Annotated in this window: 23 protein-coding genes and 1 riboswitch; of the genes, 9 read left to right on the top strand and 14 right to left on the bottom strand. The window is 64.6% G+C overall.

Going from position 1 to position 26,621, the window contains the following annotated elements; translation table 11 throughout:
* The 3 genes from B7X30_RS02990 to B7X30_RS02980 form a co-directional block, all read right to left on the bottom strand.
* Positions 1–1,257, bottom strand: a 1,257-nt coding sequence (locus B7X30_RS02990; protein ID WP_286728919.1) for an ammonium transporter, incomplete at its 3' end; no start/stop codon positions are given.
* Between the two features lie 33 nt (positions 1,258–1,290).
* The gene (locus tag B7X30_RS02985; protein ID WP_013107214.1) at positions 1,291–1,629 is read right to left on the bottom strand and encodes a P-II family nitrogen regulator; all 339 of its coding nucleotides are present in this window, start codon (positions 1,627–1,629) and stop codon (positions 1,291–1,293) included.
* Between the two features lie 36 nt (positions 1,630–1,665).
* A complete protein-coding gene (locus tag B7X30_RS02980) occupies positions 1,666–2,781 on the bottom strand; it encodes an outer membrane beta-barrel protein (RefSeq protein ID WP_286728916.1) in 1,116 nt (371 codons plus the stop codon).
* Positions 2,782–3,076: 295 nt separating this feature from the next.
* On the opposite strand from B7X30_RS02980, the gene B7X30_RS02975 reads away from it, so the two are divergent.
* On the top strand, positions 3,077–3,364 hold the full coding sequence (locus B7X30_RS02975) for an accessory factor UbiK family protein (RefSeq protein WP_013107212.1): 288 nt from the start codon (positions 3,077–3,079) through the stop codon (positions 3,362–3,364).
* A 9-nt stretch (positions 3,365–3,373) separates the two neighbouring features.
* Positions 3,374–4,900 carry a YifB family Mg chelatase-like AAA ATPase gene (locus B7X30_RS02970; protein ID WP_286728913.1) on the top strand — a complete coding sequence of 509 codons (1,527 nt, stop codon included), beginning with the start codon at positions 3,374–3,376 and terminating at the stop codon, positions 4,898–4,900.
* A gap of 271 nt (positions 4,901–5,171) precedes the next feature.
* Here the strand turns inward: B7X30_RS02970 and B7X30_RS02965 are convergent, their stop codons facing one another.
* The 3 genes from B7X30_RS02965 to B7X30_RS02955 form a co-directional block, all read right to left on the bottom strand.
* Entirely contained in the window at positions 5,172–5,933 is a 762-nt protein-coding gene (locus B7X30_RS02965) for a glycine zipper 2TM domain-containing protein (protein ID WP_286728911.1), read from the bottom strand.
* Positions 5,934–6,020: 87 nt separating this feature from the next.
* Positions 6,021–7,298 carry an O-acetylhomoserine aminocarboxypropyltransferase/cysteine synthase family protein gene (locus B7X30_RS02960; protein ID WP_286728909.1) on the bottom strand — a complete coding sequence of 426 codons (1,278 nt, stop codon included), beginning with the start codon at positions 7,296–7,298 and terminating at the stop codon, positions 6,021–6,023.
* A 93-nt stretch (positions 7,299–7,391) separates the two neighbouring features.
* On the bottom strand, positions 7,392–8,276 hold the full coding sequence (locus B7X30_RS02955) for a helix-turn-helix transcriptional regulator (RefSeq protein WP_286728907.1): 885 nt from the start codon (positions 8,274–8,276) through the stop codon (positions 7,392–7,394).
* A 237-nt stretch (positions 8,277–8,513) separates the two neighbouring features.
* On the opposite strand from B7X30_RS02955, the gene B7X30_RS02950 reads away from it, so the two are divergent.
* The 3 genes from B7X30_RS02950 (at position 8,514) to B7X30_RS02940 (ending at position 14,411) form a co-directional block, all read left to right on the top strand.
* The gene (locus tag B7X30_RS02950; protein ID WP_286728905.1) at positions 8,514–10,016 is read left to right on the top strand and encodes an efflux transporter outer membrane subunit; all 1,503 of its coding nucleotides are present in this window, start codon (positions 8,514–8,516) and stop codon (positions 10,014–10,016) included.
* A 66-nt stretch (positions 10,017–10,082) separates the two neighbouring features.
* Positions 10,083–11,267 (top strand): efflux RND transporter periplasmic adaptor subunit, encoded by a 1,185-nt coding sequence (locus B7X30_RS02945; protein ID WP_013124263.1) that lies wholly within the window; start codon positions 10,083–10,085, stop codon positions 11,265–11,267.
* 15 nt (positions 11,268–11,282) lie between these two features.
* Positions 11,283–14,411, top strand: a complete 3,129-nt coding sequence (locus B7X30_RS02940; RefSeq protein ID WP_276705871.1) for an efflux RND transporter permease subunit — start codon at positions 11,283–11,285, stop codon at positions 14,409–14,411.
* Between the two features lie 273 nt (positions 14,412–14,684).
* Here the strand turns inward: B7X30_RS02940 and metH are convergent, their stop codons facing one another.
* The gene (gene metH, locus B7X30_RS02935; protein WP_286728904.1) at positions 14,685–17,423 is read right to left on the bottom strand and encodes a methionine synthase; all 2,739 of its coding nucleotides are present in this window, start codon (positions 17,421–17,423) and stop codon (positions 14,685–14,687) included.
* Between the two features lie 44 nt (positions 17,424–17,467).
* Positions 17,468–17,547, bottom strand: a riboswitch (S-adenosyl-L-homocysteine riboswitch).
* Positions 17,548–17,617: 70 nt separating this feature from the next.
* Here metH and B7X30_RS02930 point away from each other — a divergent pair.
* Complete coding sequence (locus B7X30_RS02930; RefSeq protein ID WP_013107203.1) at positions 17,618–18,217, top strand: Crp/Fnr family transcriptional regulator; 600 nt, start codon at positions 17,618–17,620, stop codon at positions 18,215–18,217.
* 1 nt (position 18,218) lies between these two features.
* Here B7X30_RS02930 and B7X30_RS02925 read toward each other — a convergent pair whose 3' ends face one another.
* Together B7X30_RS02925 and B7X30_RS02920 are read right to left on the bottom strand one after the other, a co-directional pair.
* Positions 18,219–18,383, bottom strand: a complete 165-nt coding sequence (locus B7X30_RS02925; protein WP_013107202.1) for a hypothetical protein — start codon at positions 18,381–18,383, stop codon at positions 18,219–18,221.
* 27 nt (positions 18,384–18,410) lie between these two features.
* On the bottom strand, positions 18,411–19,085 hold the full coding sequence (locus B7X30_RS02920; RefSeq protein WP_013107201.1) for a class I SAM-dependent methyltransferase: 675 nt from the start codon (positions 19,083–19,085) through the stop codon (positions 18,411–18,413).
* Between the two features lie 180 nt (positions 19,086–19,265).
* Here B7X30_RS02920 and lipB point away from each other — a divergent pair, with 180 nt between their 5' ends.
* The 3 genes from lipB (at position 19,266) to B7X30_RS02905 (ending at position 21,474) form a co-directional block, all read left to right on the top strand.
* Positions 19,266–19,937 (top strand): lipoyl(octanoyl) transferase LipB, encoded by a 672-nt coding sequence (gene lipB / locus B7X30_RS02915; protein ID WP_286728900.1) that lies wholly within the window; start codon positions 19,266–19,268, stop codon positions 19,935–19,937.
* Positions 19,938–19,965: 28 nt separating this feature from the next.
* Positions 19,966–20,931, top strand: coding sequence for a lipoyl synthase (lipA, locus tag B7X30_RS02910; protein WP_286728899.1), 966 nt, complete (start codon positions 19,966–19,968; stop codon positions 20,929–20,931).
* Positions 20,932–21,018: 87 nt separating this feature from the next.
* Positions 21,019–21,474 carry a DUF3429 domain-containing protein gene (locus B7X30_RS02905; protein WP_286728898.1) on the top strand — a complete coding sequence of 152 codons (456 nt, stop codon included), beginning with the start codon at positions 21,019–21,021 and terminating at the stop codon, positions 21,472–21,474.
* Positions 21,475–21,493: 19 nt separating this feature from the next.
* Here the strand turns inward: B7X30_RS02905 and B7X30_RS02900 are convergent, their stop codons facing one another.
* From B7X30_RS02900 to aceB, 5 genes are all read right to left on the bottom strand, one after another.
* A complete protein-coding gene (locus B7X30_RS02900) occupies positions 21,494–21,958 on the bottom strand; it encodes a transcriptional repressor (RefSeq protein ID WP_286728896.1) in 465 nt (154 codons plus the stop codon).
* Positions 21,959–21,996: 38 nt separating this feature from the next.
* Positions 21,997–22,689 (bottom strand): cupin domain-containing protein, encoded by a 693-nt coding sequence (locus B7X30_RS02895; protein ID WP_276729542.1) that lies wholly within the window; start codon positions 22,687–22,689, stop codon positions 21,997–21,999.
* Positions 22,686–23,420, bottom strand: a complete 735-nt coding sequence (locus B7X30_RS02890; protein WP_013124254.1) for an SDR family oxidoreductase — start codon at positions 23,418–23,420, stop codon at positions 22,686–22,688. Before B7X30_RS02890 ends, B7X30_RS02895 begins: the two co-directional genes overlap by 4 nt.
* 129 nt (positions 23,421–23,549) lie before the next feature.
* Entirely contained in the window at positions 23,550–24,662 is a 1,113-nt protein-coding gene (locus B7X30_RS02885; protein ID WP_286728892.1) for a GGDEF domain-containing protein, read from the bottom strand.
* A 232-nt stretch (positions 24,663–24,894) separates the two neighbouring features.
* A complete protein-coding gene (gene aceB, locus B7X30_RS02880; protein ID WP_286728891.1) occupies positions 24,895–26,481 on the bottom strand; it encodes a malate synthase A in 1,587 nt (528 codons plus the stop codon).
* Positions 26,482–26,621 lie beyond the last annotated feature (140 nt).

Below are 26,621 nucleotides of genomic sequence, written 5' to 3'. Positions count from 1 at the left end.
CAGGCCGATGACCCTGTCGATGACCTTGAGGATGACGAAGGTGACGATGGCGTCGTAGACGATGGTGAAGCCCACGCCCTTGGCCTGGATCAGGATCTGGGCCATATTGCCTTCCAAGGCGCCGGCGGTGCCGCCGATGGCCTTGACCGCGAACACGCCGGTGAGCATGGCGCCGATGATGCCGCCGATGGCATGCACGCCGAAGGCGTCGAGCGAGTCGTCATAGCCGATCATTTCCTTCATATAGACCGCAGTCCAGAAGCACACCACGCCAGCGATCAGGCCGATGGCCAGCGCGCCGCCAGGGCCGACGAAGCCGGACGCCGGGGTGATGGCCACCAGGCCGGCAACCGCGCCGGAGGTGATGCCCAGGATGGTGGGTTTGCCGCGAGCGATCCACTCGGCGAACATCCAGCCCAGTGCGGCAGCAGCGGTGGCGATCTGCGTGGCGGCCATGGCCATACCGGCGCGGTCACTTGCTGCCACGGCGGAACCGGCGTTGAAGCCGAACCAACCCACCCACAGCAGCGAGGCACCGATCATGGTCAGCACCAGGTTGTGCGGCGGCATGGCTTCCTTGCCGTAGCCCACGCGCTTGCCCATCACCAGCGCAGCCACCAGACCGGCGATACCAGCGTTGATGTGCACCACGGTACCGCCGGCGTAGTCGAGCACGCCGTCACCACCGAGGAAGCCGCCGGGGCCCCACACCATGTGGGCGATCGGGGCATACACGGCCAGCAGCCAGATGCCCATGAACCACAGCAGGGCCGAGAACTTCATGCGGTCTGCAAACGATCCAACGATCAGCGCCGGGGTGATGATGGCGAAGGTCATCTGGAAGGTCATATAGGTCGACTCAGGAATGGTCGGCGCCAACGGGTTGGCCGAATCCAGGCCCATGCCGCCCAGGAAGAACCGGCTCAATCCGCCGATGAACCCGTTGCCCGGCGTGAACGCCAGGCTGTAGCCGATGATCATCCACAGCACGGTCACCAGACAGGTGATGGCGAAGCTCTGCATCAGCGTGGCGAGCACGTTTTTCTTGCGCACCATGCCGCCGTAGAACAGCGCCAGACCGGGAATGGTCATCATCAGCACCAGCGCGGTGGAGGTCAGCATCCAGGCGTTGTCGCCGGAGTTGATGAAGGCGGCCGGATTGGACGCGGCAGCGGCCGGGGCGGTCTGCGCCCAGGCGCTGCCCATGCCGAGCAGCATCGCGCCGAGCGCTGCGGGAATTGCGAGACTTTTTTTCATGTCGGATTCCTCGTGGAGGGAGTCAAAGGCGGGTCAAAGGGCGTCGCCGCCGGTTTCACCGGTACGGATGCGAACGACCTGCTCGAGCGCAGAGACGAAAATCTTGCCGTCGCCGATCTTGCCCGTGCGGGCTGCGGTTTCGATCGCTTCGATGGTGCGTTCGACCAGGGCTTCCGGCACGGCCGCCTCGATCTTCACCTTGGGCAGAAAATCGACCACGTATTCCGCGCCGCGGTACAGCTCGGTGTGGCCCTTCTGCCGACCAAAACCCTTGACTTCGGTGACGGTGATGCCCGTCACCCCGATGCCTGACAAGGACTCGCGCACCTCGTCGAGCTTGAACGGCTTGATGATGGCCGTGATCATTTTCATGTGTGGCTCCTTCAGTGGGCCCGAAGGCCCGTGGGATCAGAACGAGTAAACGGCCATCAACTCAAGCGAGCTTTGCTTGGTGGTGGGGGTGCCGTCTTTTTTGAAGAAGATTGCAGTGTCGGACTTGTCTTGGCGCACTTCGGCGGACAGCTTGACGTTTTTCATCGGCGCGTAGTTCACCGCCAGAGTCAGCTCCTTGAGCTTGTTGGCGGTGCCGTTGGTTCCGGAGACCATGCCGTCCTTGTCATCGACGTATTCGCCGCGCGCTGCCACGCCCCATTCGCTCGTCAACGCATAGGTGGCATACAGCGCCAGGCCGTTGGACTTGCCGGTGCCGGTGCCGCCGCTGGCCAGGGGCACGTTGTCCTTGGAAAGCAGATCGACGTTGGCGCCCAGGGTCAGCGCGCTGTTGACGTTGAAGGTGCCAACGAGGTCGAGCAGTTGCAGCACGCCATTGGTCGAGCCACCGAACAGCGGCGACTGGCCGCGGTAGTAGTCCGCCATGTAGGAGAACATGGAGTTCGGGCTACCGCTTGCGCCCAGTTCAATGGTCTTGGATGTGTTGCTCGGCTGCGGGCTGACCCAGCCGTTGTTCACGCCGCCAATCAGGGTCAGCGCAGGCGACACGGCGTAGCTGGCGCGCACGCCGGTGAGCGAGCCGGGTTCCATGTCCCAGAACAGGATGCTGCGCGACACCGTGGCGTTGCCCATTGGGTTGGTGACTTCAAAGCCGGCCAGCGAGCCGAACTTGCCGCCCATCAGGGTGAGTCCGCCGGTGGCATATTGCACGAAGGCGTTGTTCAGGTAAAACGAGTTGCTGCCGTTCAGTGCCTTGGCGTCGTTGCCGCCGATCACCGTGACTTGGCCGCCGAAACCCGAACTGGGCAGGTAAGCCACAGTCGCAGCGGCGCCGTTGGCATTGAAGCCATTGGGCTTGGTGTCATAGGCGCGCAGCAGGGTCGACGAGGTGTCGAAGTCGTCGTAAGTGCCGTAGACATAGCCGGTGATGCTCAGGCCTGGGGTTGCGGCGAGCACCGCACCCAAGCTGGGAGCGGCAGGCGCTGCGGGGGCGGGGGTGGTTTGTGCCGATGCTGCGCCCGCGGTGCTGGCCAGAACTGCGGCGACGGCCGCGGCGATTGCGATTTTGTTCATCCAAGTTTCTCCTGTGCGTGCTGCCGGGCAAGACGCCCACCATCAAATGCCAGGGAGCATCTGCAGCTTTCGTGCCAGGTCTGTGAGGCGATGTCACATCGTTGTGACTTGTTTGGCGTCCACGGAGAACGGAATTCATGCACCGGTTCAGTGCGGCCGGGAGAATTGGCGCCGCATTGGTGCATTCGGTGGCCGGTCAATCCTTGGCGAGACGCAAGAACGCAATAGCCTGCCGCATGCCGGGCGGGGGAAATCGGTCACAATGCGCACCAGGAGTCATTTCAGGAGTTTTGCCATGAACGACAGCTTTCGCCAACGCAATACCGCGTTTTTCGACCAGATCGGCCGCTTGATCGAACAGTCGCCGCTGCACGATGCGCAGCGCAATTTGCGCGCACTGGCGCATTCCGCCGCGGGGCGGCTCGACTTGGTGACGCGCGACGAGTTCGACGCCACCCAGCGCATGCTGCTGGCCGCGCGCCAGCAGATCGATACCCTCGAAGCTCAGGTGCGCGAACTGCAAGCCCGGCTGGACAACGGGTCGCAGAGCGCGCCCGCGTCGCCCGAAGACGCCTGGCGCTGACCCGCGCCCATGTCGCTGGCGCAAGTCGCCAGCCGGGCGCTGCTGGGCATGGAGGCGCCGCCGGTCACGGTGGAGGTCCATCTTTCGCCCGGCTTGCCCGGCTTTACCATCGTCGGGCTGCCCGAGGCCGAGGTGCGCGAGGCACGCGACCGCGTGCGCAGCGCGCTCATCAATAGCGGGCTGGGTTTTCCGTCGAACAAGCGCATCGTCGTCAACCTGGCGCCGGCCGATCTGCCCAAGGAGTCCGGCCGCTTCGATCTGCCCATTGCCATCGGGCTGCTGGCAGCGCAGGGGCTCATCCCGGCGCAGCGTCTGCAAGGGCATACGTTCGCAGGAGAGTTGTCGCTCACCGGGGCGTTGCGCCCTACGCGGGGAGCGCTGGCCATGGCGTGTGCGCTTGGGGCGCAAGGGGACGACGAGGCAGCTGAGCCTCGTCTGGTTTTGCCTCAAAGCAGTGCTGAAGAGGCGGCTTTGGCGCAAGCCGCGGCTGTTTTTGGTGCGCGTGATCTGCAGGAAGTGGTGGCCTATTTGCTCGAACAGGACGGCGCCGCGCAGCCGGTCACATCTGCCAAGGTTGCGGCCGCGCCTGCCGACGCGCCCGACATGGCCGAAGTGCGCGGCCACAGCGCGGCGAAACGCGCGCTGGAAATCGCCGCCGCCGGGGGACATCATGTGCTGATGGTGGGTCCGCCGGGCAGCGGCAAGTCCATGCTGGCGCAGCGCTTTGCCGGGTTGTTGCCCGCCTTGACCCGCGCGCAGGCGCTGGAGAGTGCGACGGTGCTCAGTCTGGTGGGACGCTTCGATCCGACGCAATGGGGGCGACGCTTTGTGCGCAGCCCGCACCACACCGCGTCGGCGGTGGCGCTGGTGGGCGGCGGCGCGGGAGCCATCCGGCCCGGCGAGATTTCATTGGCCACGCAGAATGTTCTTTTCCTCGACGAACTCCCCGAATTTGACCGCGCCGTGCTGGAGAGCCTGCGCGAACCGCTGGAGACCGGGCGCATTCATATTTCCCGCGCGGCGCGGCAGGCCGAGTTTCCGGCGCGGTTTCAGCTCATCGCGGCGATGAATCCCTGTCCCTGCGGCTATCTGGGGCATGCCACCAGGGCCTGCCGCTGTACGCCCGACCAGGTGTCGCGGTATCAGGGGCGTATCTCCGGCCCCTTGCTCGACCGCATCGACATTCAGGTCGAAGTCGGCGCCATTGCGCCTGATGCGCTGCTGCAGTTGCCGCAAGGCGAAACCAGCGCGCAGATCGCCGCTCGTGTGGCCATAGCCGCTGATCGGCAGCAGGCGCGGCAAGGGGCACTCAATGCCCAGTTGCAGGGCGCTGAACTCGATGAGCACTGCGCCCTCGACACCGCCGGCAGCGCGTTTCTGAGCCAGGCGATCACCCGGCTGGGGTGGTCTTCGCGTGCGGCGCATCGGGTGCTGCGGCTGGCGCGCACCATCGCCGATCTGGCCGGTTCGCAGCGCATCGGTTTGCCCCATCTGGCCGAGGCCATGCAGTTGCGCCGCGCCTTGGCATCGGAGTGATCTGAGCACAAAAAAAAGCCAGGTGCTTTGCGCACCTGGCTGGAAATGCCCGGATCGGGGGGAGAGTCTGTAGAGCAGACTACCGGGCAACTTGGAGGGCCACAGGATCAAGCATGAACTCAAGCCACGTAGCACCAGTTCTGTTCAGGAAAAAAGCAAAAAGTTCAGCCCATTTTGTAACGCTCTATCTTTCCCGTCAATCATCCGCGAACAGTGTGGCGACCCCCCGTAAACAGGCGGTGTTTGGCCGTTAAGAAATAGCGTGCAGACTTTATTGAATCGGGTTGAGTCCGCCGTCAGCGCCAATCTGCACGCGCTGTCCCACGGGAGGGGCGACCTTGAGCTGCATCGTCTGTACCTGACCGTTGTCCAGGCGGACTTGCACGTTGTAGACAGTCTGCGCATCCACCCGTTTGGCGATTTCGTTGCCCGCAAGGCCGCCGCCGATGGCGCCAGCCACGGTGGCTAGCTTGCGTCCGTCACCGCCGCCGACCTGATTGCCCAGGATGCCGCCGATGAGTCCCCCGGCGATCACGCCCACCGGGTTGGTCTGCTGCGACTGCACCTGCACCGGCGTGACCGCAGTCACCGTGCCGCAGTTATTGCAGACGGGCTGCTGCGGTGCGGCCGGAACGGGCGCGGTTTGCGGTGCAACTTGTTGAGGAGCGAACTGTTGCGGCGCGAAGGTCTGCGGCGCGGCCGTCTGTTGTGCCACGCGGGAGGGTTGCGGGGCGACTACGGGCTGTTTGACCACAGGCTGGGGCGCGGGCGCCTGGGCCGATTCGGCGGCGGACCTTGGGGCGAGGCCTGTTGCTACGACCGGCGCGCTGGCCGGTTGCGACGCGGCGGCCAGTGGTTTGGTGGGCGCGGCCACCGCTGAGGCTGCGGCGACTTCGGGTTTGCTGCCCGAGCTATCGCTGAGCTTGTAAAGCACCGCGGCCAGCAAGGCCACGATGACGGCGCCCATGACGAAAACCGCGATCCAGACGCCTTTTCCCGTCGTGGCTGGGCCTTGCGGAGGAATGGATGACATATTGCTCTCCCGTGATTCCGATGAAATGTGTGCGTGGTTAACGCGGCAGACCGCCTATTTGACGACAGCCGCCCGCAGCGCTGCACATCAGTGGCCGCTGGCCTCCAGCGCCTGATCCAGGTCGGCGATCAGGTCTTGTTGATTCTCGATGCCGATGGACAGCCGCACCATGTCCTCGCTCACCCCGGCAGCAGCCAGCTCCTGCGCGTTGAGCTGGCGATGCGTGGTCGTGGCCGGATGGCAGGCCAGCGACTTGCAGTCGCCGATGTTGACCAGCCGGGTGAACAGCTTGAGCGCATCCTGAAAACGCGCCCCGGCTTCGCGGCCGCCTTTGAGCCCGAAGCTCAGGATGCCCGAGGCACGGCCCTGCATCATGCGCTGGGCGACGTCGTGATCGGGATGGTCGACCAGCCCGGCGTAGCGCACCCAGGCCACCCGCGGATGCTTTTGCAGGTACGCAGCGATGTGCAGCGCGTTGGCGCAAATGCGGTCCATGCGCAGCGGCAGGGTTTCGACGCCTTGCAGAATGAGAAAGGCGTTGAGCGGGGACAGCGCCGCGCCCATATTGCGCAGCGGCACCACGCGGGCGCGGGCGATGAACGCGGCGGCGCCGAACTGCGCTGTGTAGCTCACGCCGTGATAGCTCACATCGGGCTCGACCAGCAGCTTGAAGCGGTCGGCGTGCGCGGCCCAGTCGAACTTGCCGGAGTCGACGATGGCTCCGCCCATGCTGTTGCCGTGGCCGCCGAGGTATTTGGTCAGCGCGTGCACCACGATGTCGGCGCCGTGCTCGAACGGACGGCAGAGGTAGGGCGAGGGCACGGTGTTGTCCACGATCAGCGGCACGCCATGGGCGTGCGCTACCGCGGCGAGCGCGCCGATGTCGGTGACGTTGCCCAGCGGATTGCCGATGGTTTCGCAAAACACCGCGCGGGTGCGGGCGTCGATCAGCCGGGCGAAGGCATCGGGGTCGCGCGGGTCGGCGAAGCGCACCTCCAGCCCTTGCCGCGGGAAGGTGTGGGCGAACAGGTTGTAGGTGCCGCCATACAAACGGCTGCTGGAGACGATGTTGTCGCCTGCCTCGGCCAGGGTTTGAATCGCCGCGGTGATGGCAGCCATGCCCGAAGCCACCGTCAGCGCCGCCACGCCGCCTTCGAGCGCTGCGACGCGCTTTTCCAGCACGTCGTTGGTCGGATTCATCATACGGGTGTAGATATTGCCCGCGACCTTCAGATCGAATAAGTCGGCGCCGTGCTGGGTGTCGTCGAAGGCGTACGACACCGTCTGATAAATGGGTACGGCGACCGAACGGGTCACGGGATCGGGGCTGTAGCCGGCGTGGACGGCCAGGGTTTCGAATTTCATGGGGAGGTCTCCGGTCGATATGGGTCAAAGCCCAATGTGGGTCAAAGCCTAATGGGCATTTGACGCAAATCCAAGGATCGAATCGTTTGAAGCTTATGCCTCTTGATCTGCAGCGACGCGAGGACTCAAGGCCGCCTGCTTGCGCTGCTGCGTCTGGAAGTAGGCCGATGGCGTGGTGCCCAGCGCCTGGCGGAAGGTCTTGATGAAGGCGCTCACACTGTCATACCCCAGAGACAGCGCCACATCCTTCACCGCCCGGCCCGTGGCCAGCCATTCCAGCGCCTGGGTCAGCCGCGCCCATTGCCGCCATTGGGCGAAGCTCATGCCGGTTTCAAGCACGAATTTCCGGCTCAGCGAGCGGGCGCTGATGTCGGCCCAGCGCGCCCACTGCTCCAGGGTGCGCGGGCTGGCAATATTGCCCAGCAGGGCGCGGGCGATGCTCAGCAGCCGGGCGTCCTGCGGCCAGGGTAGTTGCAGCGGGCGGGCGGGCGACTGGCGTAATTCATCGAGCAGCACCAGCAGCAGACGCATGCGGGTGAGATCGAGCGGGGTGTCGTGCGGCCAGTTCAGTGCCTTTTGCAGCACCAGCGCCACCAGCGGGTTGACCGGGTAGCTCGTCGGTTCGGCCGGCAGATCACCGCAGAACTGCGGCGTGAGAAAGGCGCCGAAACCCGCGGTCGGCCCGTAAGACTGCACCGCGTGCTCCACGCCGGGCGGCATCCAGCCGATGGTCTGCGAGGGGGAAAGCTGGCGACCCTGCGCGGTTTCCACAATGACCAGACCCTCGGTGAGCAGAAACAGCGTGCCGCGGGCATGGCAATGGGTCTGCGGGTCCATGGCGAGCTGATTGCGCACATTCACCGCGATCAGCTCGGCGCCGCCCAGGTGATTGATGCGGTCGAGCAACTCGGCCTTGCTGCATTCGCCATCAGTGGACGTCGGCGCGGTGTGGGGCATAGCGGCGTTTGTGTGGCGCATTTGTGTGGCGTGTTTGCGATATTCATTGGCATACTAAAGCAACCCGGCCATATCGTCCTCCCCTAGCATCCGCCTCGTTCGTCCCATGCAATCGGGGGAGCGCGCCCGGCAGGAATCGCAAGCGCATCCTAGAATCAGTCGGCTTTTGATCCGCAGCGCCCTGCTCTAGGGCGCATCGCGCGGTGAAAATCGTCAGGTTTTTCTCCCCCATTGCCTTCCGCCTCTCCGGACCGCCTTATGCAGAATTTGCCCGCGACCCCTCGCGTTTTATGGATTGCCCTTGGCGCCGCCCTGCTTGGCGGCTGCACGACGGTCGGCCCCGATTTCCATACGCCCAAGGCGCCCTCGGTTCAGCAATACACCCGCCAGGCCTTGCCCGCGCAGACCGCATCGGCCCCCGGCACGCTGGGCGGGGCGCAGCGCTTCCAGACGGTCGAGCGCATCGCGCCCGACTGGTGGCGGGTCTATGGCTCTTCCCGCCTCGATAGCTTGGTGGACGCGGCGCAGCGCAGCAGCCCGACGCTGGCCGCCGCCGAAGCCACCCTGCGCCAGGCGCAGCAGACTTACCAGGCGCAGGCCGGTTCCACGCTCTATCCCACGGTCAATGGCAAGCTCGGCGCCAACCGCAATCAGACCAATGCGGCGTCTGTCGGACAGAGCAGCAGCGCCACAAACATTTTCAACCTGTACAACGCCAGCATTGCGGTCAACTACAACTTCGACCTGTTCGGCGGCAACCGCCGCGCGCTCGAAGCCCTGGCCGCGCAGGCCGTCTATCAGCAGTACCAGCTCCAGGGGGCCAAGCTGACCCTGGCGGCCAATGTGGTCACGGCGGCGTTCACCCAGGCGCAGCTTGGGGCGCAGATCGACGCCACCGAGACCATCCTCAAGGCGCAGCAAAACCAGCTCGATATCGCCCGCAAACGCTTCGCCCTCGGCGCTGCGGCCCGCACCGATGTGCTGACGCTAGAAACTCAGGTGGAGCAGACGCGCGCCAGCATCCCGCCGCTGCGCAACAAGCTCGAGCAGACCGATCATCTGCTGGCCGTGTTGCTCGGCCAGGCGCCGGGCGCGGCCGATATTCCTCGGTTCACCCTGGCCGACTTCACCTTGCCGCAAACGCTGCCCGTCGTCGTGCCGTCCGCGCTGGTGCAGCAGCGCCCGGACATCCAGGCCAGCCAGGCGCTGTTGCACGCGGCCACGGCGCAGTACGGCGTGGCAGTCTCCAACCTTTATCCGCAGATCAATCTCAGCGCCAGTCTGGGCACTCAGGCGCTCACCATGGGCGCCTTGTTCGGCCCGGGCTCGGCGGTTTGGTCGCTGGCCGGCAGTCTGGCTCAACCCCTGTTCAATGCCGGTTTGAAGGCCGGTGCAAACGCGGCTGAAGCCAGCCTGCAAGCGGCCGGAGCCAACTATCAACAGACCGTGCTGCAAGCCCTGCGCAATGTGGCCGATGCCTTGCGCGCGCTCGACAACGACGCGCAGACGCTGCAGGCGCAGGCCGCAGCCGATACGGCAGCGCAAGAGTCGCTCAAGCTCGTCGATCAGCAATACCTGCTGGGCGCCGCCAGCTATCTGCAGTTGCTCACCGCGCAGCAGCAGGCGCAGCAAACCCGCATCGGCCTGATCTCGGCCCAGGCGCAGCGTCTGGCCGACAGCGCAGCCCTCTATCAGGCCATGGGCGGCGGTGTGCTGGATGAGCAGAGCGCCCCAGTCGCCGCTGCGTCGGCCAGCAAGTAAGCCTTCAATATTCCCTCGGCATTCCCGATCAGCCCCCCTACAAAAGCCAGTACACGGAGTTCACAGATGACCAAAGGCACCACCAAGCGCATGATCATCATGCTCATCATCGCCGCCGTCCTGATTGGGGGGATGGTGTGGTTCCAGCACTTCAAGAGCACCATGATTGCCAAGGCGATCAAGGGCATGTCCAACCCGCCGCAGACGGTTTCGACCATCGTGGCGCAGGAGTCATCCTGGCAGCCCACGGTCGAGGCGCTCGGTAATTTGCGCGCCAGCCAGCAGGCCTCGCTCAGTCCGCAGATTGCAGGAGTGGTCACCGCCATTCATTTCCGCTCTGGCGAGAAGGTGCGCGCGGGCCAAGTGCTGGCGCAGATCAACGACGCCCCGCAGCGCGCCCAGCTCGCGCAGCTGCAGGCGCAGGTCGGACAGTTGCAGGCCCAGCTCAATCTGGCGCAAATCACTCTGGCGCGAGACGAAGCGCAGCTCAAGGTGCAGGCCATCAGCCAGGCCGTGGTTGACACCGACCGTGCCAATGTGACCAGCGTGCAGGCCCAACTCAAGGCGCTGGCCGAGCAGATCAATGCGCAAAAGGCGGTGCTGGCGCAGGCCACTGTCACCGCGCCGTTCGCGGGCGTGCTGGGCATTCGGCAGGTCAACCTCGGCCAATATCTGGCGCCGGGCACGGCGGTGGTCACGCTTCAGGCGCTCGATCCGATGGACATCGACTTCACCGTGCCGCAGAACCAGATCGATCTGGTGCATGTGGGCATGAAGGCGGAGCTCACCACCAACGCGGCGCCCGGCAAAACCTTCGAAGCCAAGGTCATTGCGGTCGAGCCGCAGATCAACACGGCCACGCGCAACCTCACGGTGCGCGCCCGCATTCCCAACCCCAAGGGCGAGTTGCTGCCCGGCGTGTTCGCCACGATACGACTGACCGACGGCGAGCCGCGCAATTACATCACCCTGCCTAACGCGGCCGTGGCCTACAACCCGTATGGCGCGACGGTCTTTCTGGTCAAGGACGAAGGCAAGGGCGCCGACGGCAAACCCAAGCTGGTGGCCGAGCAGCGCTTCATCACCACCGGGCTGACGCGCGGAGACCAGGTGGCCGTGCTCAGCGGGCTGAAGGCCGGTGACACCGTGGTGACCGCCGGGCAACTCAAGCTGCGCAATGGCGTGCCGGTGCTGATCAACAACAGCGTGCAGCCGTCGGACAACCCCAACCCGCAAGTGCCCAATTCCTGAACCGGCTAGAGCGCGATGAACAAGAAATTCACAGACATCTTCATTGATCGTCCGGTACTGGCCATGGTGGTCAGCCTGGTGATTCTGGTGCTCGGCCTGCGCTCGGCGGGCTTGCTGCCGGTGCTGCAATATCCGTACACGCAGAACGCCGTGGTCACCGTCACCACCACCTACCCCGGCGCCGACGCCAATCTGGTGGCCAGTTTCATCACCACGCCGCTGGAAAACGCCATCGCGCAGGCCAACGGCATCGACTACATGACGTCGAGCAGCGTGCAGAGCAGCAGCACCATCACCGCCAACCTGCGGCTGAACTACGACCCCGACAAGGCGCTCACCGAGATCAACACCAAGGTGAACTCGGTGCTCAACCAGCTGCCCGCCGCGGCGCAGAAGCCGGTGCTCACCGTCTCCATCGGGCAGACCATCGACGCCATGTATATCGGCTTTTACAGCGATGTGCTCAAGCCCAATCAGATCACCGACTACATCACCCGTTCGGTGCAGCCCAGGCTGCAGTCGGTCGACGGCGTGCAGACGGCGGAGATTCTGGGCGCCAAGAATTTCGCCCTGCGCGCCTGGCTCGACCCCAACAAACTCGCGGCCTACGGCCTGACTGCCGCCGATGTGTATTCGGCCCTGGCCGCCAACAACTATCTCTCGGCCACGGGCAATACCAAAGGCCAGATGGTGCAGATCAATGTGTCGGCCAACACCGATCTGAAGTCGCTCAGTGGCTTTCGCAATATGGTGGTGAAGACGGTTGACGGCCAGGTGGTGCGGCTCGATCAGGTGGCCAACGTCACCCTCGGCTCGGACGACTACGACAGCTCGGTGGCCTTCGATGGCAAGTCCTCGGTGTTTGTCGGCATTCAGGTGGCGCCCGGCGCCAATCTGCTCGACGTCGTGGCCCGCGTGCGCAAGGTCTTCCCCGATATTCAGCAGCAGTTGCCCGCCGGATTGAAGGGGCAGATCGTCTATGACTCGACCAAGTTCGTCACCTCCTCCATCGACGAGGTGATCAAGACGCTGGTCGAAGCCGTGCTCATCGTCACCGCCGTGGTGTTCATCTTCCTCGGTTCGCTGCGCTCGGTCATCATTCCGCTGGTCGCCATCCCGCTGTCGATCGTGGGCACCTTCACCATCATGCTGGCGCTGGGCTACTCGATCAACCTGCTCACCCTGCTATCCATCGTGCTGGCCATCGGACTGGTGGTGGACGACGCCATCATCGTGGTCGAGAACATCAGCCGCCACCTCGAAGAAGGCATGTCGCGGCATGACGCCGCCGTGCGGGCCGCGCGTGAACTGGCCAACCCCATCATCGCCATGACCATCGTGCTCGTGGCGGTGTATGTGCCCATCGGCTTCATGGGCGGCCTCACCGGTGCGCTGTTCACCGAGTTCGCCTTCACCCTGGTGGGCACCGTGGTGATCTCGGCCATCATCGCGCTGACGCTGTCGCCCATGATGTGCTCCAAGCTGCTCAAGGCGCCCGACCCGCAGAGCCATAGCTGGCAAGACCGGCTGGTGCTGTTCCTCGATCACAGCTTCGACCGGCTGCACAACCGCTACGAGCGCACCCTGCACGGCTCGCTCAACTTTCTGCCGGTGACGGCGGTGATGGCGGTCATCATTCTGGGCTCCATCTACTTCCTCTACTCCACCTCCATGTCGGAGCTGGCGCCGCAAGAAGATCAGGGCGTGCTCATCGCCATATCGTTCAACAGCCCGACGGCCACGCTCGATCAGCGCGCGCTCTATGCCAAGCAGGTCTATGACGTGTTCAAGACCTTCCCCGAAACCGACCATGTGTTCCAGCTCAACACCCCCAGTCAAGTGATCGGCGGCATGGTGCTCAAACCCTGGAACGAGCGCACCCGTACGGCCACGCAGATGCAGCCCGAGCTACAGCAAAAGCTCAATCACATCGCCGGCAGCCAGATCGCCGTGTTCCAGCCGCCGCCGCTGCCGGGCTCGCGAGGCCTGCCCATCCAGTTCGTCATCACCACCACCGAACCGGCGGACAAGCTCTACGAGGTGTCGCAGAAATTCCTGCAAGACGCGCTGAAAACCGGCAAGTTCATCTTCCTGCAGTCTGACCTGCGCATCGATCTGCCGCAGACCCGCCTGCACATCGACCGCAACATGGCCGCGCAACTCGGCCTGACCATGCAGGACATCGGCTCGGCGATGTCGGCCATGCTCGGCGGCGGTTACGTCAACTTTTTCGAACTCGACGGCCGCTCCTACAAGGTCATTCCGCAGGTCGCGCAAAAGTACCGCCTCAATGCCAGCCAGCTGCAGCACTACTACATCCGCACGGCCAGCGGGGCGATGGTGCCGCTGTCCACCGTGGTGCACCTGACCTCGAGCGTGCAGCCCGAAACCATCAACCACTTCCAGCAGCTCAACTCGGCCACCATTCAGGGCGTTTCCCTGCCCACCATCGCCCAGGGGCAGGCGCTGGACGATCTGGTGACCCTTGCCAAGCGCACCCTGCCGGTCGGCTATAGCTACGACTTCGCCGGGCCGTCGCGGCAGTTCGAGCAAGAGACCGGCGGGCTGGTGCTGACCTTCGGCTTTGCCATGATTATCATTTTCCTGGCGCTGTCGGCACAGTTCGAGAGCTTCCGCGATCCGGTCATCATTCTGGTGTCGGTGCCCATGGCGATCTCGGGCGCGCTGCTGTTCATCAACCTGGGCATCGGCCACGCCACCCTCAACATCTACACCGAGGTCGGGCTGGTGACGCTGATCGGCTTGATCTCCAAACACGGCATTCTCATCGTCGAGTTCGCCAACAACCTGCAGCGTGAAGGGCGAAGTAAACGCGAAGCCATCGAACACGCCGCAGGCATGCGTCTGCGTCCGATTCTGATGACCACTGCCGCCATGGTGCTGGGTGTCATGCCGCTGATTTTCGCCAGCGGAGCGGGCGCGGTCAGCCGTTTCAACATGGGCCTGGTCATCGCCACCGGCCTGTCCATCGGCACCCTGTTCACGCTGTTCGTCGTGCCTGCGATGTACATGCTGCTCGGCGCCGACCATAGCCACGAGGCCCGCGCCCAGGCGCTGCGTGAAGCGGAGGCGAATGACCCGCTGGCGCATCCGCCCGGCGGCGGCGCCTCTACGGCGCACTGAGCATTATTGAAAAAACCGGCTTTTCGCCGGTTTTTTCTTGCATTCCCAATGGTCTCGCTCTGCCAGAAATGTCTTTTTGGGCGACCGTGATGCAGAGGAGCTCATCGCCACCACCGCTCGTGTCACGGTCTCCTGCTGCAGCCTGTCATCTGGCGCATCGATCTGTGTGGCTGACGCACAAGACCGTGCGGCTAAAGCGGGCCGAGAACGGCGGCACAGTGCCAAAAGAGTTGCACTGGACTGAGCCGCAACAAATCGACGCAGCGACTTGATTCAGACCTTGGCAGGCTCCAACGCCTGAATCGCCACCGACTCCAACGGCCGACCGGCTCTGCGTTCCCAATCGGCCTTCTGGTCTTCACCCACCGCGCCGACATTGAAGTATTGCGCCTGCGGGTGGGCGAAATAAAAGCCGCTCACGCTGGCTGCGGGCATCATGGCCCAGCTCTCGGTCAGCGACATGCCGATGTCCTGCGCCTGCAGCGCGGCGAACATCTCCCCTTTCACCGAGTGTTCAGGGCAGGCGGGATAACCCGGCGCCGGGCGGATGCCCCGGTACTTCTCGGCGATCAACTCGGCGTTGCTCAGCGATTCATCGGGCGCATACGCCCAGAACTCGGTGCGCACGCGCTGGTGCATGCGCTCGGCCAATGCCTCGGCCAAGCGGTCCGCCAGCGACTTGAGCATGATGGCGGAATAGTCGTCGAGGTCGGCGAGGAAGGCTTTCTCCTTCGCTTCCACCCCCAGTCCGGCGGTCACGGCGAACATGCCGATGTAGTCCGCCGCCACGCCCTTGGGCGCGATGAAGTCAGCCAGCGCGCGGTTGGGGCGGGGTACGCCGTCCACCACCGGGCGCTCGGTCTGCTGGCGCAGGCCATGCCACACCATCAGCTCGCTGCTGCGGCTCTCGTCGGTATAGAGTGCGATGTCGTCATCATTCACACTATTGGCCGGCCATAACCCGATGACGGCATTGGCGGTGAGCCAGCGGCCTTCGATCAGACGCTTGAGCATGCGCTGCGCGTCGCTGTAGACGCGGCGAGCGGATTCGCCCACGATGTCGTCGGTGAGGATGTCGGGAAACTTGCCCGCCAGATCCCAGGTCTGGAAGAAGGGCGCCCAGTCGATGCAGGCCGCGATCTCGGACAGGTCGTAGTTGCGAAACACCCGCCGCCCGATGAACTTGGGCACCGGCGGCGTGTAGCCCGACCAGTCGATTTTGCTTTTGTTGGCGCGGGCGGCGGCCAGCGGCACCAAGGGCGTCACGCGCTTGTTGGCGTGCAGAATGCGCACCTTTTCGTAGTCGGCCTCGATCTCGGCGATATAGGCCGCTGCCTGATCGGACAGCAGGTTCTGCGCCACGCCCACACTGCGCGAGGCATCGGGCACGTACACCACCGGCCCGTCGTAATGCGGGGAAATTTTTACCGCCGTATGCACCCGGCTGGTGGTGGCGCCGCCGATGAGCAGGGGCATCTTGCGGCTGCGGAAGTAGTCGTCGCGTTGCATCTCGGCGGCCACATGCTGCATTTCTTCGAGGCTCGGGGTGATGAGGCCGGACAGCCCGATGATGTCGGCGCCTTCCTCGCGCGCCTTGGCCAGAATGTCCTTGGCGGGCACCATCACGCCCATGTTCACCACTTCGAAGTTGTTGCACTGGAGCACCACGGTGACGATGTTCTTGCCGATGTCGTGCACGTCGCCCTTCACCGTGGCGATGACGATCTTGCCCTTGGCGCGCACATCGCAACCGGCGGCCTGCATTTCCAGCTTCTCGGCTTCGATATAGGGCAGCAGATGGGCCACGGCTTGCTTCATCACCCGCGCACTCTTGACGACCTGGGGCAGGAACATCTTGCCCGCGCCGAACAAGTCGCCGACCACGTTCATGCCGTCCATCAGCGGGCCTTCGATGACGTGCAGCGGCCGCCCGCCTTCGGCACGGATGGTCTGCCAGACTTCTTCGGTGTCGTCGACGATGAAGTCGGTAATGCCGTGCACCAGCGCGTGGCTCAGACGCTGGCGCACCGGCAGCTCGCGCCAGGCCAGCCGGACGCTATCGTCTTTGGCCGCGCCCTTCACCGCTTCAGCCACTTCGAGCAGGCGCTCGGTGGCGTCGGGGCGGCGGTTGAGCACCACGTCTTCCACGCGCTCGCGCAACTCGGGGTCGAGGTCGTCGTAAACGCCCATTTGCCCGGCGTTGACGATGCCCATGTCCATCCCGGCGGCAATGGCGTGATATAGGAACACGGTGTGGATGGCTTCGCGCACCGGCTCGTTGCCGCGGAAGCTGAAACTCACGTTGGACACGCCGCCCGACACCTTGGCACCGGGCAGGTTCTGCTTGATCCAGCGCGTGGCGTTGATGAAATCGACCGCGTAGTTGTTGTGCTCCTCGATGCCGGTGGCGATGGCGAAAATGTTGGGATCGAAGATGATGTCTTCCGCCGGAAACCCCACCTGATCGACCAACAGGCGATAGGCGCGCTCGCAGATCTGCGTCTTGCGCTCGAAAGTGTCGGCCTGCCCTTGCTCGTCGAACGCCATGACCACGGTGGCCGCGCCATAGCGGCGCAGCAGCCGCGCCTGGCGGATGAACTCGGCCTCGCCTTCCTTCATGGAGATGGAGTTCACCACCGCCTTGCCCTGCACGCAGCGCAGCCCGGCCTCGATCACGCTCCACTTGGAACTGTCGATCATCACCGGCACACGGGCGATGTCGGGCTCGGAGGCCATGAGGTTGAGAAAGCGCACCATCGCCGCCTTGCTGTCGAGCATGGCTTCGTCCATATTGACATCGATGATCTGCGCGCCGTTTTCCACCTGCTGCCGTGCCACGGCCAGCGCCTTGTCGTACTCCCCGGCGAGGATCATGCGGGCGAAGGCTTTGGAACCCGTCACATTGGTGCGCTCGCCGATGTTGACGAACAGCGAGCCGGGGCCGACGATGAGCGGCTCGAGGCCGGAGAGTTGCAGCGGGGGCAGAGCGGGGGCGGTTGCGTCTTGGGACATGGGATCTCGATCAGTTGTCAGCCTTCGTCACCGCGCAGGGGAAGAAGGGATGAGCGCCGTTGAGACCCCAAGCCTGACCCCTGCCGCACACTTCGCGGCAGGCGCTGCAACGCTCCTTGGAGTGAACTATTGTAAATATCAATAGGAATGAGGTGCACCGGGCCTACCATGCATTCGTAACCCCATCCATCGCCATGCCCGATCGCCGACCTTCCCAGCAGTCCGTCCACGCCACCTGGGCGCCGCGCATTGCGCAGTTGCTGCTGCGTCAGCCCGGCCACCGGCTGACCGCGGAAGATGCCGTACTCATCGCCAACCAGATGCAGGTGCGCTGGATGCAGGCGGGCACGCGCTTCATTCAGCAGGATGACGACACGCACGACGGCACCATTCTGATGCTGCTGTATGGCGAGGTGAGTGTGGAGAAAGCGCCGCAGCACCAAGGCGACAGTCTGGTGGTTTCCATCGCCAAGGCCGGGCAGATGTTCGGGGAAATGGGCGTCTTGCTCGATGCGCCGCGCAGCGCGAGTTGCGTGGCCTATTCCGATGTGGCCCTGGCCGAACTCAGCCGCGATGCGCTGGAGCGGCTGCTGGTCGAGCATCCCGCAACGGCGGCGCGACTCGCTCTGGGCATCGCCAGCCGTTTGGCCGAGCATCTGCGCGACACATCGAACAAACTCACTTCGATGTCGCGCCTGGTCAGCGCCATGCACCCGGCCATCCGCGCGCAGATGCTGGGGCCGAAGTCGGGTTTTTCGCCCAGCCAGCTCGACGACCCTGCGGCGCCGGACTGAATCAAAGCCGCCCCACGGCTTCCGCAGCCAGCCAGCTCACCACGCTGGCGAGCAAAAACACCAGGAATCCGATGTTGTTTTCCATCCCCAGGCGTTCGGTGAAAAACCGGCGCAGGCCATAAACGGCAAAGGGATAAATGATGACGGAGACGAAAAATCCGGCCACGGCAAGCGTCCTGAAATCGCGGGGAATTTATTGTGTCGCGTCCGGCGGGCTGAAGGTGTGTGCGGCTGTAAAAGCGCGTTGATAAACGAAAACCGAGGCTGGCGGCGCGTTGCGCCAGGCCAGCCCGGCGCGCCGCACCTGCAGACCGAGTTCTTCGCGCAAGGCGCGTGAAACCGGGCTGGCATGACCGTAGGTGAACTGCACGAAGCAACCGCCGGGCCGGAGTACGGAAAACGCCTCGTTCAGAATGGAGCGTTGTGTGGCGCGCGGCATGGAAAGCAGGCCCAGCCCGCTGATCACCGCATCCGCCGGGCCGCCCAGCAGGTAGCCCGAAGCCTGTGCCGCGGTTCGCAGCGCGCAGGCATCGGCCTGGATCAGCTGCAGATCAGGAAATCGCTGCCGCAGCAGACCGTGCAGCGAGGCGTCGCGCTCGACGACCAGCAGATTGGCGCAGTGCAAACCGTGCTCGATGAGCGCGCGGGTGAAGGCGCCCGTGCCCGCGCCGAGCTCGATCACCCGCTGCTGGGCCGGATCACTTTCGGGCAGCAGCGAAAGCGGCTTGAGCATTTTCTGGCTGAGCTGCCGCCCTGAGGGCAGCACGGCGGCCACACCCATGGGGTCGCGTGCCCAGGCGCGCAGGAAGGTGCGAATTTGCTGCCCGGCGCGCACAGGGCTCACAGGGCTGGGGGGAGTGATACTCATGCGGATGCAGGACAATTCCTGAGAGTGGATCCAAATCGTGCCGTCCAGAACTCCGACGCACGCGGCGCCGAGCAAATAGCCAAGACGAACGAAGGATTTGATGCCGGTTCAGTGCCGGTCTTGGGCTTATCTCCCTGTTGTTTTTATAGTGTGACTGCCGCAACTGAGCGCAACCTTAGCATGAACTCCAACCACGCAGAACCCACCGCCGTGCACGTTTTGAATTGGCAATGGCTGGGCCGACAGGACTATCTGCCGACCTGGCAAGCCATGCGGGCGCTGACCGATGCGCGCGACGCGGCGACGTCCGACCAGCTCTGGGGCGTGGAGCATCCGCCGGTGTTCACGCAGGGCCAGGCCGGTCGGCCCGAGCATCTGCTCGATGCGCACGGCGTTCCCGTGGTGCAGACCGATCGCGGCGGGCAGATCACCTATCACGGCCCCGGTCAGGCGGTGATCTATCTGCTGCTCGACATTCGCCGCCGCCGCTGGATGGTGCGCGAAACCGTGCAGCGCATCGAGGAGGCGGTGATCCGCACCCTGGCGCATTGGAGCATCGAAGGGGTGCGCCACCCCGGTGCGCCGGGCATCTACCTCGCGTCTAGCGAGAAGATCTCGGCCCTCGGGCTCAAGGTGCGCAACGGTTGCACCTATCACGGCGTGGCCATCAATGTTGCGATGGACCTGCAGCCGTTCACCTGGATCAACCCCTGCGGCTACGCCGGGCTGCGCACCCTCGACATGGCCAGTCTGGGCGCGAATGCTGCCGTGGAGCAAGTCGCTGCAACCTTTGCCGAGGAATTCGCCGCGCTCTGGCAGACGCAGGGCGGCGGGCCTACCATGAAGCCTTGAGCGTTTTTCGCCTACCGCGCCCTTTTACATGACCTCGCCGACCCCACCGCTTGCCGACCCCACGATCAAACAGAAAGGGCAGGCCAAGACCGCCCGCATTCCCATCAAAATCGTGCCCGCTGGCGATGCACCGCTGCGCAAGCCCGACTGGATTCGTGTCAAGGCGGCGGCGCCTTCGTCGCAGTTCTACGCCATCAAAGGGTTGTTGCGCGAGCACAAGCTGGTGACCGTGTGCGAAGAGGCCAGTTGTCCCAACATCGGCGAATGTTTCGGCAAGGGCACGGCCACCTTCATGATCATGGGTGACAAATGCACCCGCCGTTGCCCCTTCTGCGACGTCGGCCACGGCCGCCCCGACCCGCTCGACCCTGAAGAGCCCGGCAATCTGGCGCGGGCCATCGCGGCCATGCGGCTGCGCTATGTGGTCATCACCAGCGTGGACCGCGACGATCTGCGCGACGGCGGCGCGCAACACTTCGTCGACTGCATCCAGACGACCCGTGCGCTATCGCCCGCCACGCAGATCGAAGTGCTCGTGCCCGATTTCCGCGGCCGTCTCGACAAGGCACTCGATCTGTTCGCCGCCGGGCTTCCTGATGTGATGAATCACAACCTCGAGACTGTGCCGCGCCTCTACAAACAGGCCCGTCCCGGCGCCGATTACGCCCACTCGCTCAAGCTGCTGGCCGATTTCAAGGCGCGCTATCCCGGCATTCCCACCAAAAGCGGGCTGATGGTGGGTCTGGGCGAAACCGACGATGAAATTCTCGACGTGATGCGCGACATGCGCGCGCACGGCATCGACATGCTCACCATCGGCCAGTACCTCGCGCCCACCGGGCACCATCTGCCGGTGGCGCGCTATGTGCACCCCGACACCTTCGCGATGTTCGAGCGCGAAGCGCTGGCGATGGGGTTCACCCACGCCGCCGTCGGCGCGTTGGTGCGCAGCAGCTATCACGCCGATCAGCAGGCGCATGCGGCCGGTATCTGAACCGATTTCTTGCGCCAGCGCACCGCGCTGCGAGTTCGCGGCAGCGACAATCCGGGTTCAAAATTCATTCGTTCTGGAGATCGCCTGATGAAGTTTCCCGCCTATGCGCTGGGCCTGGCCGGGCTCATTCCCTTTATCGCTCTGGGCCTTGCCGCGTGGATTGCACCCGAGACCTCGCTGACCGCCGTGGTGGTGATTCAGGCGCAATACGCTGCGGCCATTCTGGCGTTTCTCGGCGCGCTCTACTGGGGCGCAGCGCTGGTGCTGCCCGAAGGTCAGGTGCAACGCTCCTGGCTGCTGCTGGGCTGGGGCGTGGTGCTGCCGCTGTGGGCCTGGCGCATGACCTGGGCGTCGAACTGGGTGTACGGCATGACCGGGCTGTTCATCGGCCTGGCCATTGCTTATGCGGCCGATGTGATGTTGCGCAAGCAGCTTCCGTGGCCGTCGTGGTTTTTGCAACTGCGCCTGTGGCTCACGCTGGGCGCGCTGCTTGGTCTAGGTTTGACGCTGGCCCGGCTTTACACCCTCAAGCCTGCGGGCTGAACAAGCCCTAATCGTTTCGCTAATCGTCCTGGGTTGCGGCGGCGCAGGCCGCGCACAGCCCTTGCACTTCCAGCCGCGCGTGCCGGGCGACAAAACCGGTGGCCGCTACGGCCTTGGCAATGGCGGCATCCACCGCGTCGCTTTGCAGTTCTTCCACCCGGCCGCAGCGGGCGCATAGCAGCAGGTGCGCGGCGTGCGGCGTGTCGGGGTGGTTGCAGCCGACAAAGGCGTTCAGGCTATCGACGCGGTGAATCAGCCCCTGCTCCAGCAGGAAATCGAGGGCGCGATACACCGTGGGCGGCTTGGCCGCGTGATCCTCGGTGGACAACTGCGCGAGCAGGTCATAGGCCTTGACCGCCTCGGTGCGCGATTGCACCAGCTCCAGCACCCGACGCCGCAGCGGGGTGAGGCGCACGCCCCGGGCGGTGCACAGGGCTTCGGCATGCGACAAGGCTTCCTGATGGTGATGGCGATGAGCGGTCATGCCTGCAAGTATGCAACAAGCCGCGCGACCGGGCGGTATCAGCCCTGTTCCGGCAGATGGCCCACTTTCACGAAAATGGTGCAGCCTGACCGGCTGAACGGGGCATGCTGGCTCAGGTGCGGGCTGCGCATCCAGGTGCCTGCCGGATACCGGCCGTGCTCGTCTTCGAACACGCCTTCGATCACATAGATTTCTTCCCCGCCCCAGTGCCGATGCGCGGTGAACACGGTGCCGGGCGCCCACTGCACCAGCGCGGCATGCTCGCCCGCAAAGTCGGACAGGGGTTTGACGCTCAGCCCTTGCACCAGACCGGGCAGCCAGGGCGCGCGATGCGTGTCGATCACCACACGCTCACCATCGTCGGGCTGCATGTGACGCAATTTCACCAGCAGGGTGCAGCCCTGTTCGGTGAACGGCGCGTGGCGCGAGCCGGGAGGGTTTTTCAGATAAGTGCCCACCGGGTAAACGCCGTGCTCATCGGCGAATGTGCCTTGCAGCACCAGAATTTCTTCGCCCAGCGGGTGCAGGTGTGCGGCAAAACGCGCGCCCGGCGCGTAGCGCACCAGCGAGGTGGCGCGCGCGGCTTCACCGCCGTCACGCTCGATCAATTTGCGCTGCACGCCGACTGCGGGCGAATCCACCCAGGGCAGGGCGGTCGTGTCCACCACTTCAGCGCGGGAAAAGTCGGCGCGCAGCAATGCGGGGGCAGCGGGGTCGAGCACGGCACTCATGGCGAAACCTGTTTGGTCGGCAGGATCAGCAGTTCCTGCGGGTTGACATGCGGCGGCTGGGCGAAGGCGTAGAGCAGCGCTTGGGCGATGTCGTCGGCATGCAGGGCTTCGATGGCATCGCGCCGGGCCTTCATTTGATCTTCCGGAACGTTGTGGCCCCAGTCGGTGTACACCGCCCCGGGCTCGATCAGAGAAACCCGGATGCCCTCTGGCCCCAGCTCCTTGCGCAGCGCGTCGTGTAGGCCCACGACGGCGAACTTGGTGGCGTTGTAGACGGCCCAACCTTCAATGCCGCGCCGCCCGCCCACGCTGGAAACCGTGTTGATCATCGCGCCGGGGCGGCCACGCAACAGCGGTATGGCTGCGCGCGTGCAATACAGCACCCCCCAGAGATTGGCGTCGATGGTGGCCTTCCACTCCTCGGTGCGGCCGTGCTCGAAGGCGCCGTGATAACCCACGCCCGCGTTGTTGAACAACAGGTCCAGGCCGCCGAACCGGGTTTTGACCGTTTCGAACAACTGCTGCACCTGACCTTCGTCGCCCACATCGGTGGCGACGACCAGGGCGCGGCTGCCCAGTTCATCAGCGAGGGTCTTGAGCTTGTCGGCAGAGCGCGCCGCGAGCACGACGGACATTCCTTCGGCCACCAAAGCGCGCGCGGCGGCTGCGCCAATACCACTAGAGGCGCCGGTGATGACGGCGACTTGATCTTTCAGGGAACGGATATGCATGGGGATCTCTTTTTTTGTCGAAGCCAGATGCTAGATCTGCGCACTGGCGCATTGCAGCGCGGCTCCAAATCCACGCGCGCGCTGTGCGGGCATGTCCGCTGGGTCGTGCACAAATGGCGTGATCGGGTTTTAAGCCGTCGCGAGGCTGGTGACTTCGTCCACGAAGGGGTCGGCCAGATGCACGCGGTTGCGCCCGGCCGATTTGGCTGCGTACAGCGCACGGTCGGCGCGAATCAGCAGATCGTCGAAAGCGCTGTCTTCTGCCGCGGCTTGCGCCGAGGGCAGTTCGGTTTGCGGCAGAAACACCAGAAACTCTTCGCCGCCCATGCGCGCCACATGATCGGTTGGCCGCGTGCCTTCGCGCAGCAGCGTGGCCAGGCCGGTCAGCACCCGGTCGCCCACGGCGTGGCCGTATTCGTCGTTGATGCGCTTGAAATGATCGATGTCGATCATCAGCACGCAAAACGGCAGGTCTTTGTGGCGGTAAGACGCCCATTCGCGCTCCAGCAACTGTTGCGCGGCCCGCCGGTTGAGCAGCCCGGTGAGCGGGTCTTTCAGCGCCAGATCGTGCAGTCTGCGTACCAACCGGGCCATCAGCATACCGCCGTAGATCAGGCTGAGAAACGAGGCGACGGGCAGCAGCGTGAGAGTGAGCAATTCGTTGAGCAGGCCATCCTCGCGGTAGTCCAGCGCCTGGCCGTTGCCAGTGAACACGGCAAAGGCGCGCCACAGCAGCGTGGCCGCAATGAACAGGGTGGGGCCATGCAGCAGCAAGGTGACGGGGCGTCCGAATTCCTGCGCCATGCTGGCGTGCACGCCCCAGACGCCGCGGGCCGCGATCCAGGCGATGAGCAGGCAGACGATGGCAATGCGCCACTCTTCCATCGCCACGGACGTGCCCGTCAGCCCGATGCCCAGAATCGCCAGACCGATGATCAGCGCGTGCTCCCGCAATCGGCCCGGCCGGTCGAAAAACAGTTCGCTGGCCCGTCGCGCCGCCGTGGCCGAGATGACGAGCAGCACATCCGCCAGCTGATAGCCCAGCACTTGCGGCACATTGCCGCGCAAAGCCAGCAGCAGGATGGACAGCGCGCCCAGCCCGCAGAACGCTCCCCAGTAGTAGGCGCTCTGGCGCGCCAGCCCCGCCAGCCGGGCCACCGCCAGCCAGGCCGTGGAGAACACGACCTGCTGCACAGCCACTGCCAGCAGCAGCCACTGGACGATGGTGAGGGTGTGGGGCATGAAGGGGCCGTGAGTGAACGCGCTGCGGAGGGTCAACCCTTCTTCAGCATCGAACGTGAGATCGCATTTTGCGCTGCCTTGGTGTCGGAAATCCCCCGGTTTTCCTAGCGATGTATTTTTCCAACGCTACTTTCCGCAGGATCGTCTGCGCCGTACGGGCCAAAATGTAAAACAGCCGCCAGGGTGGGCGGCTGTGCAGGGGCTATTGGTTATTACTGGCCCGATAGTGCGTTCAGCTCAGTTCCTCATACAGCGGCAGGGTGAGGAAGTCGGTGAACGTGGCGCTAGTGGCCATCTGCTCGAAGATCTGCGCGGCCTTGTCGAACTGACCCGTCGCGCCGGTGGCTTTGACCTTGGCGAGTTCTTCCGGGATGATCGCGCGCACCAGATCGGCAGTGACTTTGCGGCCGTCGCTCAGCACGCCCTTGGGGCTCTGAATCCATTGCCACACCTGGCTGCGCGAGATTTCGGCGGTGGCGGCGTCTTCCATCAGGTTGTGGATGGGCACGGCGCCGCTGCCCGCCAGCCACGCGCCGAGGTAGTGAATGCCGACATTGATGTTGTTGCGCAGCCCGGCTTCGGTGATGGGGGCTTCCGGGCGGAAGTCCAGCAAGTCGGCGGCGCCCACATTGACATCGTCGCGAGTCTTGCCGATCTGGTTGGGCGCGTCGCCGAGCACGGCGACGAACTCTTCCATCGCCACCGACACCAGCCCCGGATGCGCCACCCAGCCACCGTCGTAGCCGTCGGTGGCGTCGCGGCGCTTGTCCATGCGGATGCCCTCCATGGCCTTGGCGTTTTTCTCCGCGTCGTTCTTGATGGGGATGAGCGCGCTCATGCCGCCAATGGCCGGCGCGCCGCGCTTGTGGCAGGTCTTGAGCAGCAGCAGGGCGTAGGCGCGCATGAACGGCACCGTCATGGTGATCTGCGAACGGTCGGCCAGGCAGAAGTCGTGATCCACTTTGAACTTCTTGATGGCGCTGAAAATGTAATCCCACCGGCCCGCGTTCAGCCCGGCGCTATGCTCGCGCAACTCAAACAGAATCTCGTCCATCTCGAACGCGGCGAGGATGGTTTCCACCAGCACGGTGGCCTTGATGGAGCCCTGCGGCAGGCCCAGGGTGTTCTGCGCCAGCACGAAAACCTCGTTCCACAACCGCGCTTCCAGATGGCTTTCCATCTTGGGCAGATAAAAGTAGGGGCCAGCGCCGCGCGCGATCAGCTCGCGGGCGTTGTGGAAAAAGAACAGCCCGAAATCGAACAGGCTGCCGCTCACCCGCTGGCCGTCCACCAGCAGATGTTTTTCGTCCAGATGCCAGCCGCGCGGGCGAACCTGCAGGGTGGCGATGGTGTCGCCCAGCGCGTAAGTCTTGCCGTTCTGCTCCAGATGGATGGTGCGGCGAATGGCGTCGAACAGATTGATCTGCCCTTCGATCTGGTTGGCCCAGTTTGGCGTGTTGGCGTCCTCGAAGTCGGCCATATAGCTGTCGGCGCCCGAGTTGAAGGCGTTGATGATCATCTTGCGATCCACCGGGCCGGTGATCTCCACGCGGCGACGCTGCAGCGCCTGGGGCAGCGGGGCGATTTTCCAGTCGCCGTCGCGCACCGCCCGAGTCTCGGCGAGGAAATCGGGCTTTTCACCGGCGTCGAGGCGGGCAGTGCGGGCCGCACGGGCCGTCAGCAGGGCCTGACGACGCGGCTCGAAAGCACGGTGCAACTGGGCGACGAAGGCTAGCGCGTCAGGAGTGAGGATGCGGTCGAAGCCCGGCTGCAGCGGGGCGTTCAAGGTGACGCCCTGAGGGGCGGAAGGGGTTGTCATTTGGCGATCTCCGTGAGTTTGGGTGAAGGTTTGCAGCTGCCGCGTCGCAACGGATTGCGCAGCGCGTCGGCAGCCGCCCATCTTTTTGGGATGCTCAGAGTTTATGCTGCACCGCGGCATAAATCTATCCGGCTGGCGCC

This window comes from Thiomonas sp. 13-64-67, assembly GCF_002282795.1.
Lineage (GTDB): Bacteria > Pseudomonadota > Gammaproteobacteria > Burkholderiales > Burkholderiaceae_C > Thiomonas > Thiomonas arsenitoxydans.
The sequence above is the reverse complement of the archived record's forward strand: the minus strand, read 5'-3'. Positions and strand labels throughout refer to the sequence as shown.

Excerpts from the sequence above, each read along its gene's own strand:
- B7X30_RS02895 (WP_276729542.1), bottom strand. The coding sequence starts at position 22,689 with ATGAGTGCCGTGCTCGACCCCGCTGCCCCCGCATTGCTGCGCGCCGAC.
- B7X30_RS02890 (WP_013124254.1), bottom strand. The coding sequence starts at position 23,420 with ATGCATATCCGTTCCCTGAAAGATCAAGTCGCCGTCATCACCGGCGCC.
- aceB (WP_286728891.1), bottom strand. The coding sequence starts at position 26,481 with ATGACAACCCCTTCCGCCCCTCAGGGCGTCACCTTGAACGCCCCGCTG.
- lipB (WP_286728900.1), top strand. The coding sequence starts at position 19,266 with ATGAACTCCAACCACGCAGAACCCACCGCCGTGCACGTTTTGAATTGG.
- B7X30_RS02940 (WP_276705871.1), top strand. The coding sequence starts at position 11,283 with ATGAACAAGAAATTCACAGACATCTTCATTGATCGTCCGGTACTGGCC.
- B7X30_RS02985 (WP_013107214.1), bottom strand. The coding sequence starts at position 1,629 with ATGAAAATGATCACGGCCATCATCAAGCCGTTCAAGCTCGACGAGGTG.
- B7X30_RS02960 (WP_286728909.1), bottom strand. The coding sequence starts at position 7,298 with ATGAAATTCGAAACCCTGGCCGTCCACGCCGGCTACAGCCCCGATCCC.
- B7X30_RS02975 (WP_013107212.1), top strand. The coding sequence starts at position 3,077 with ATGAACGACAGCTTTCGCCAACGCAATACCGCGTTTTTCGACCAGATC.
- B7X30_RS02955 (WP_286728907.1), bottom strand. The coding sequence starts at position 8,276 with ATGCGCCACACAAACGCCGCTATGCCCCACACCGCGCCGACGTCCACT.
- B7X30_RS02950 (WP_286728905.1), top strand. The coding sequence starts at position 8,514 with ATGCAGAATTTGCCCGCGACCCCTCGCGTTTTATGGATTGCCCTTGGC.
- B7X30_RS02905 (WP_286728898.1), top strand. The coding sequence starts at position 21,019 with ATGAAGTTTCCCGCCTATGCGCTGGGCCTGGCCGGGCTCATTCCCTTT.
- B7X30_RS02900 (WP_286728896.1), bottom strand. The coding sequence starts at position 21,958 with ATGACCGCTCATCGCCATCACCATCAGGAAGCCTTGTCGCATGCCGAA.
- B7X30_RS02930 (WP_013107203.1), top strand. The coding sequence starts at position 17,618 with ATGCCCGATCGCCGACCTTCCCAGCAGTCCGTCCACGCCACCTGGGCG.
- lipA (WP_286728899.1), top strand. The coding sequence starts at position 19,966 with ATGACCTCGCCGACCCCACCGCTTGCCGACCCCACGATCAAACAGAAA.
- metH (WP_286728904.1), bottom strand. The coding sequence starts at position 17,423 with ATGTCCCAAGACGCAACCGCCCCCGCTCTGCCCCCGCTGCAACTCTCC.
- B7X30_RS02980 (WP_286728916.1), bottom strand. The coding sequence starts at position 2,781 with ATGAACAAAATCGCAATCGCCGCGGCCGTCGCCGCAGTTCTGGCCAGC.
- B7X30_RS02885 (WP_286728892.1), bottom strand. The coding sequence starts at position 24,662 with ATGCCCCACACCCTCACCATCGTCCAGTGGCTGCTGCTGGCAGTGGCT.
- B7X30_RS02965 (WP_286728911.1), bottom strand. The coding sequence starts at position 5,933 with ATGTCATCCATTCCTCCGCAAGGCCCAGCCACGACGGGAAAAGGCGTC.
- B7X30_RS02945 (WP_013124263.1), top strand. The coding sequence starts at position 10,083 with ATGACCAAAGGCACCACCAAGCGCATGATCATCATGCTCATCATCGCC.
- B7X30_RS02920 (WP_013107201.1), bottom strand. The coding sequence starts at position 19,085 with ATGAGTATCACTCCCCCCAGCCCTGTGAGCCCTGTGCGCGCCGGGCAG.
- B7X30_RS02970 (WP_286728913.1), top strand. The coding sequence starts at position 3,374 with ATGTCGCTGGCGCAAGTCGCCAGCCGGGCGCTGCTGGGCATGGAGGCG.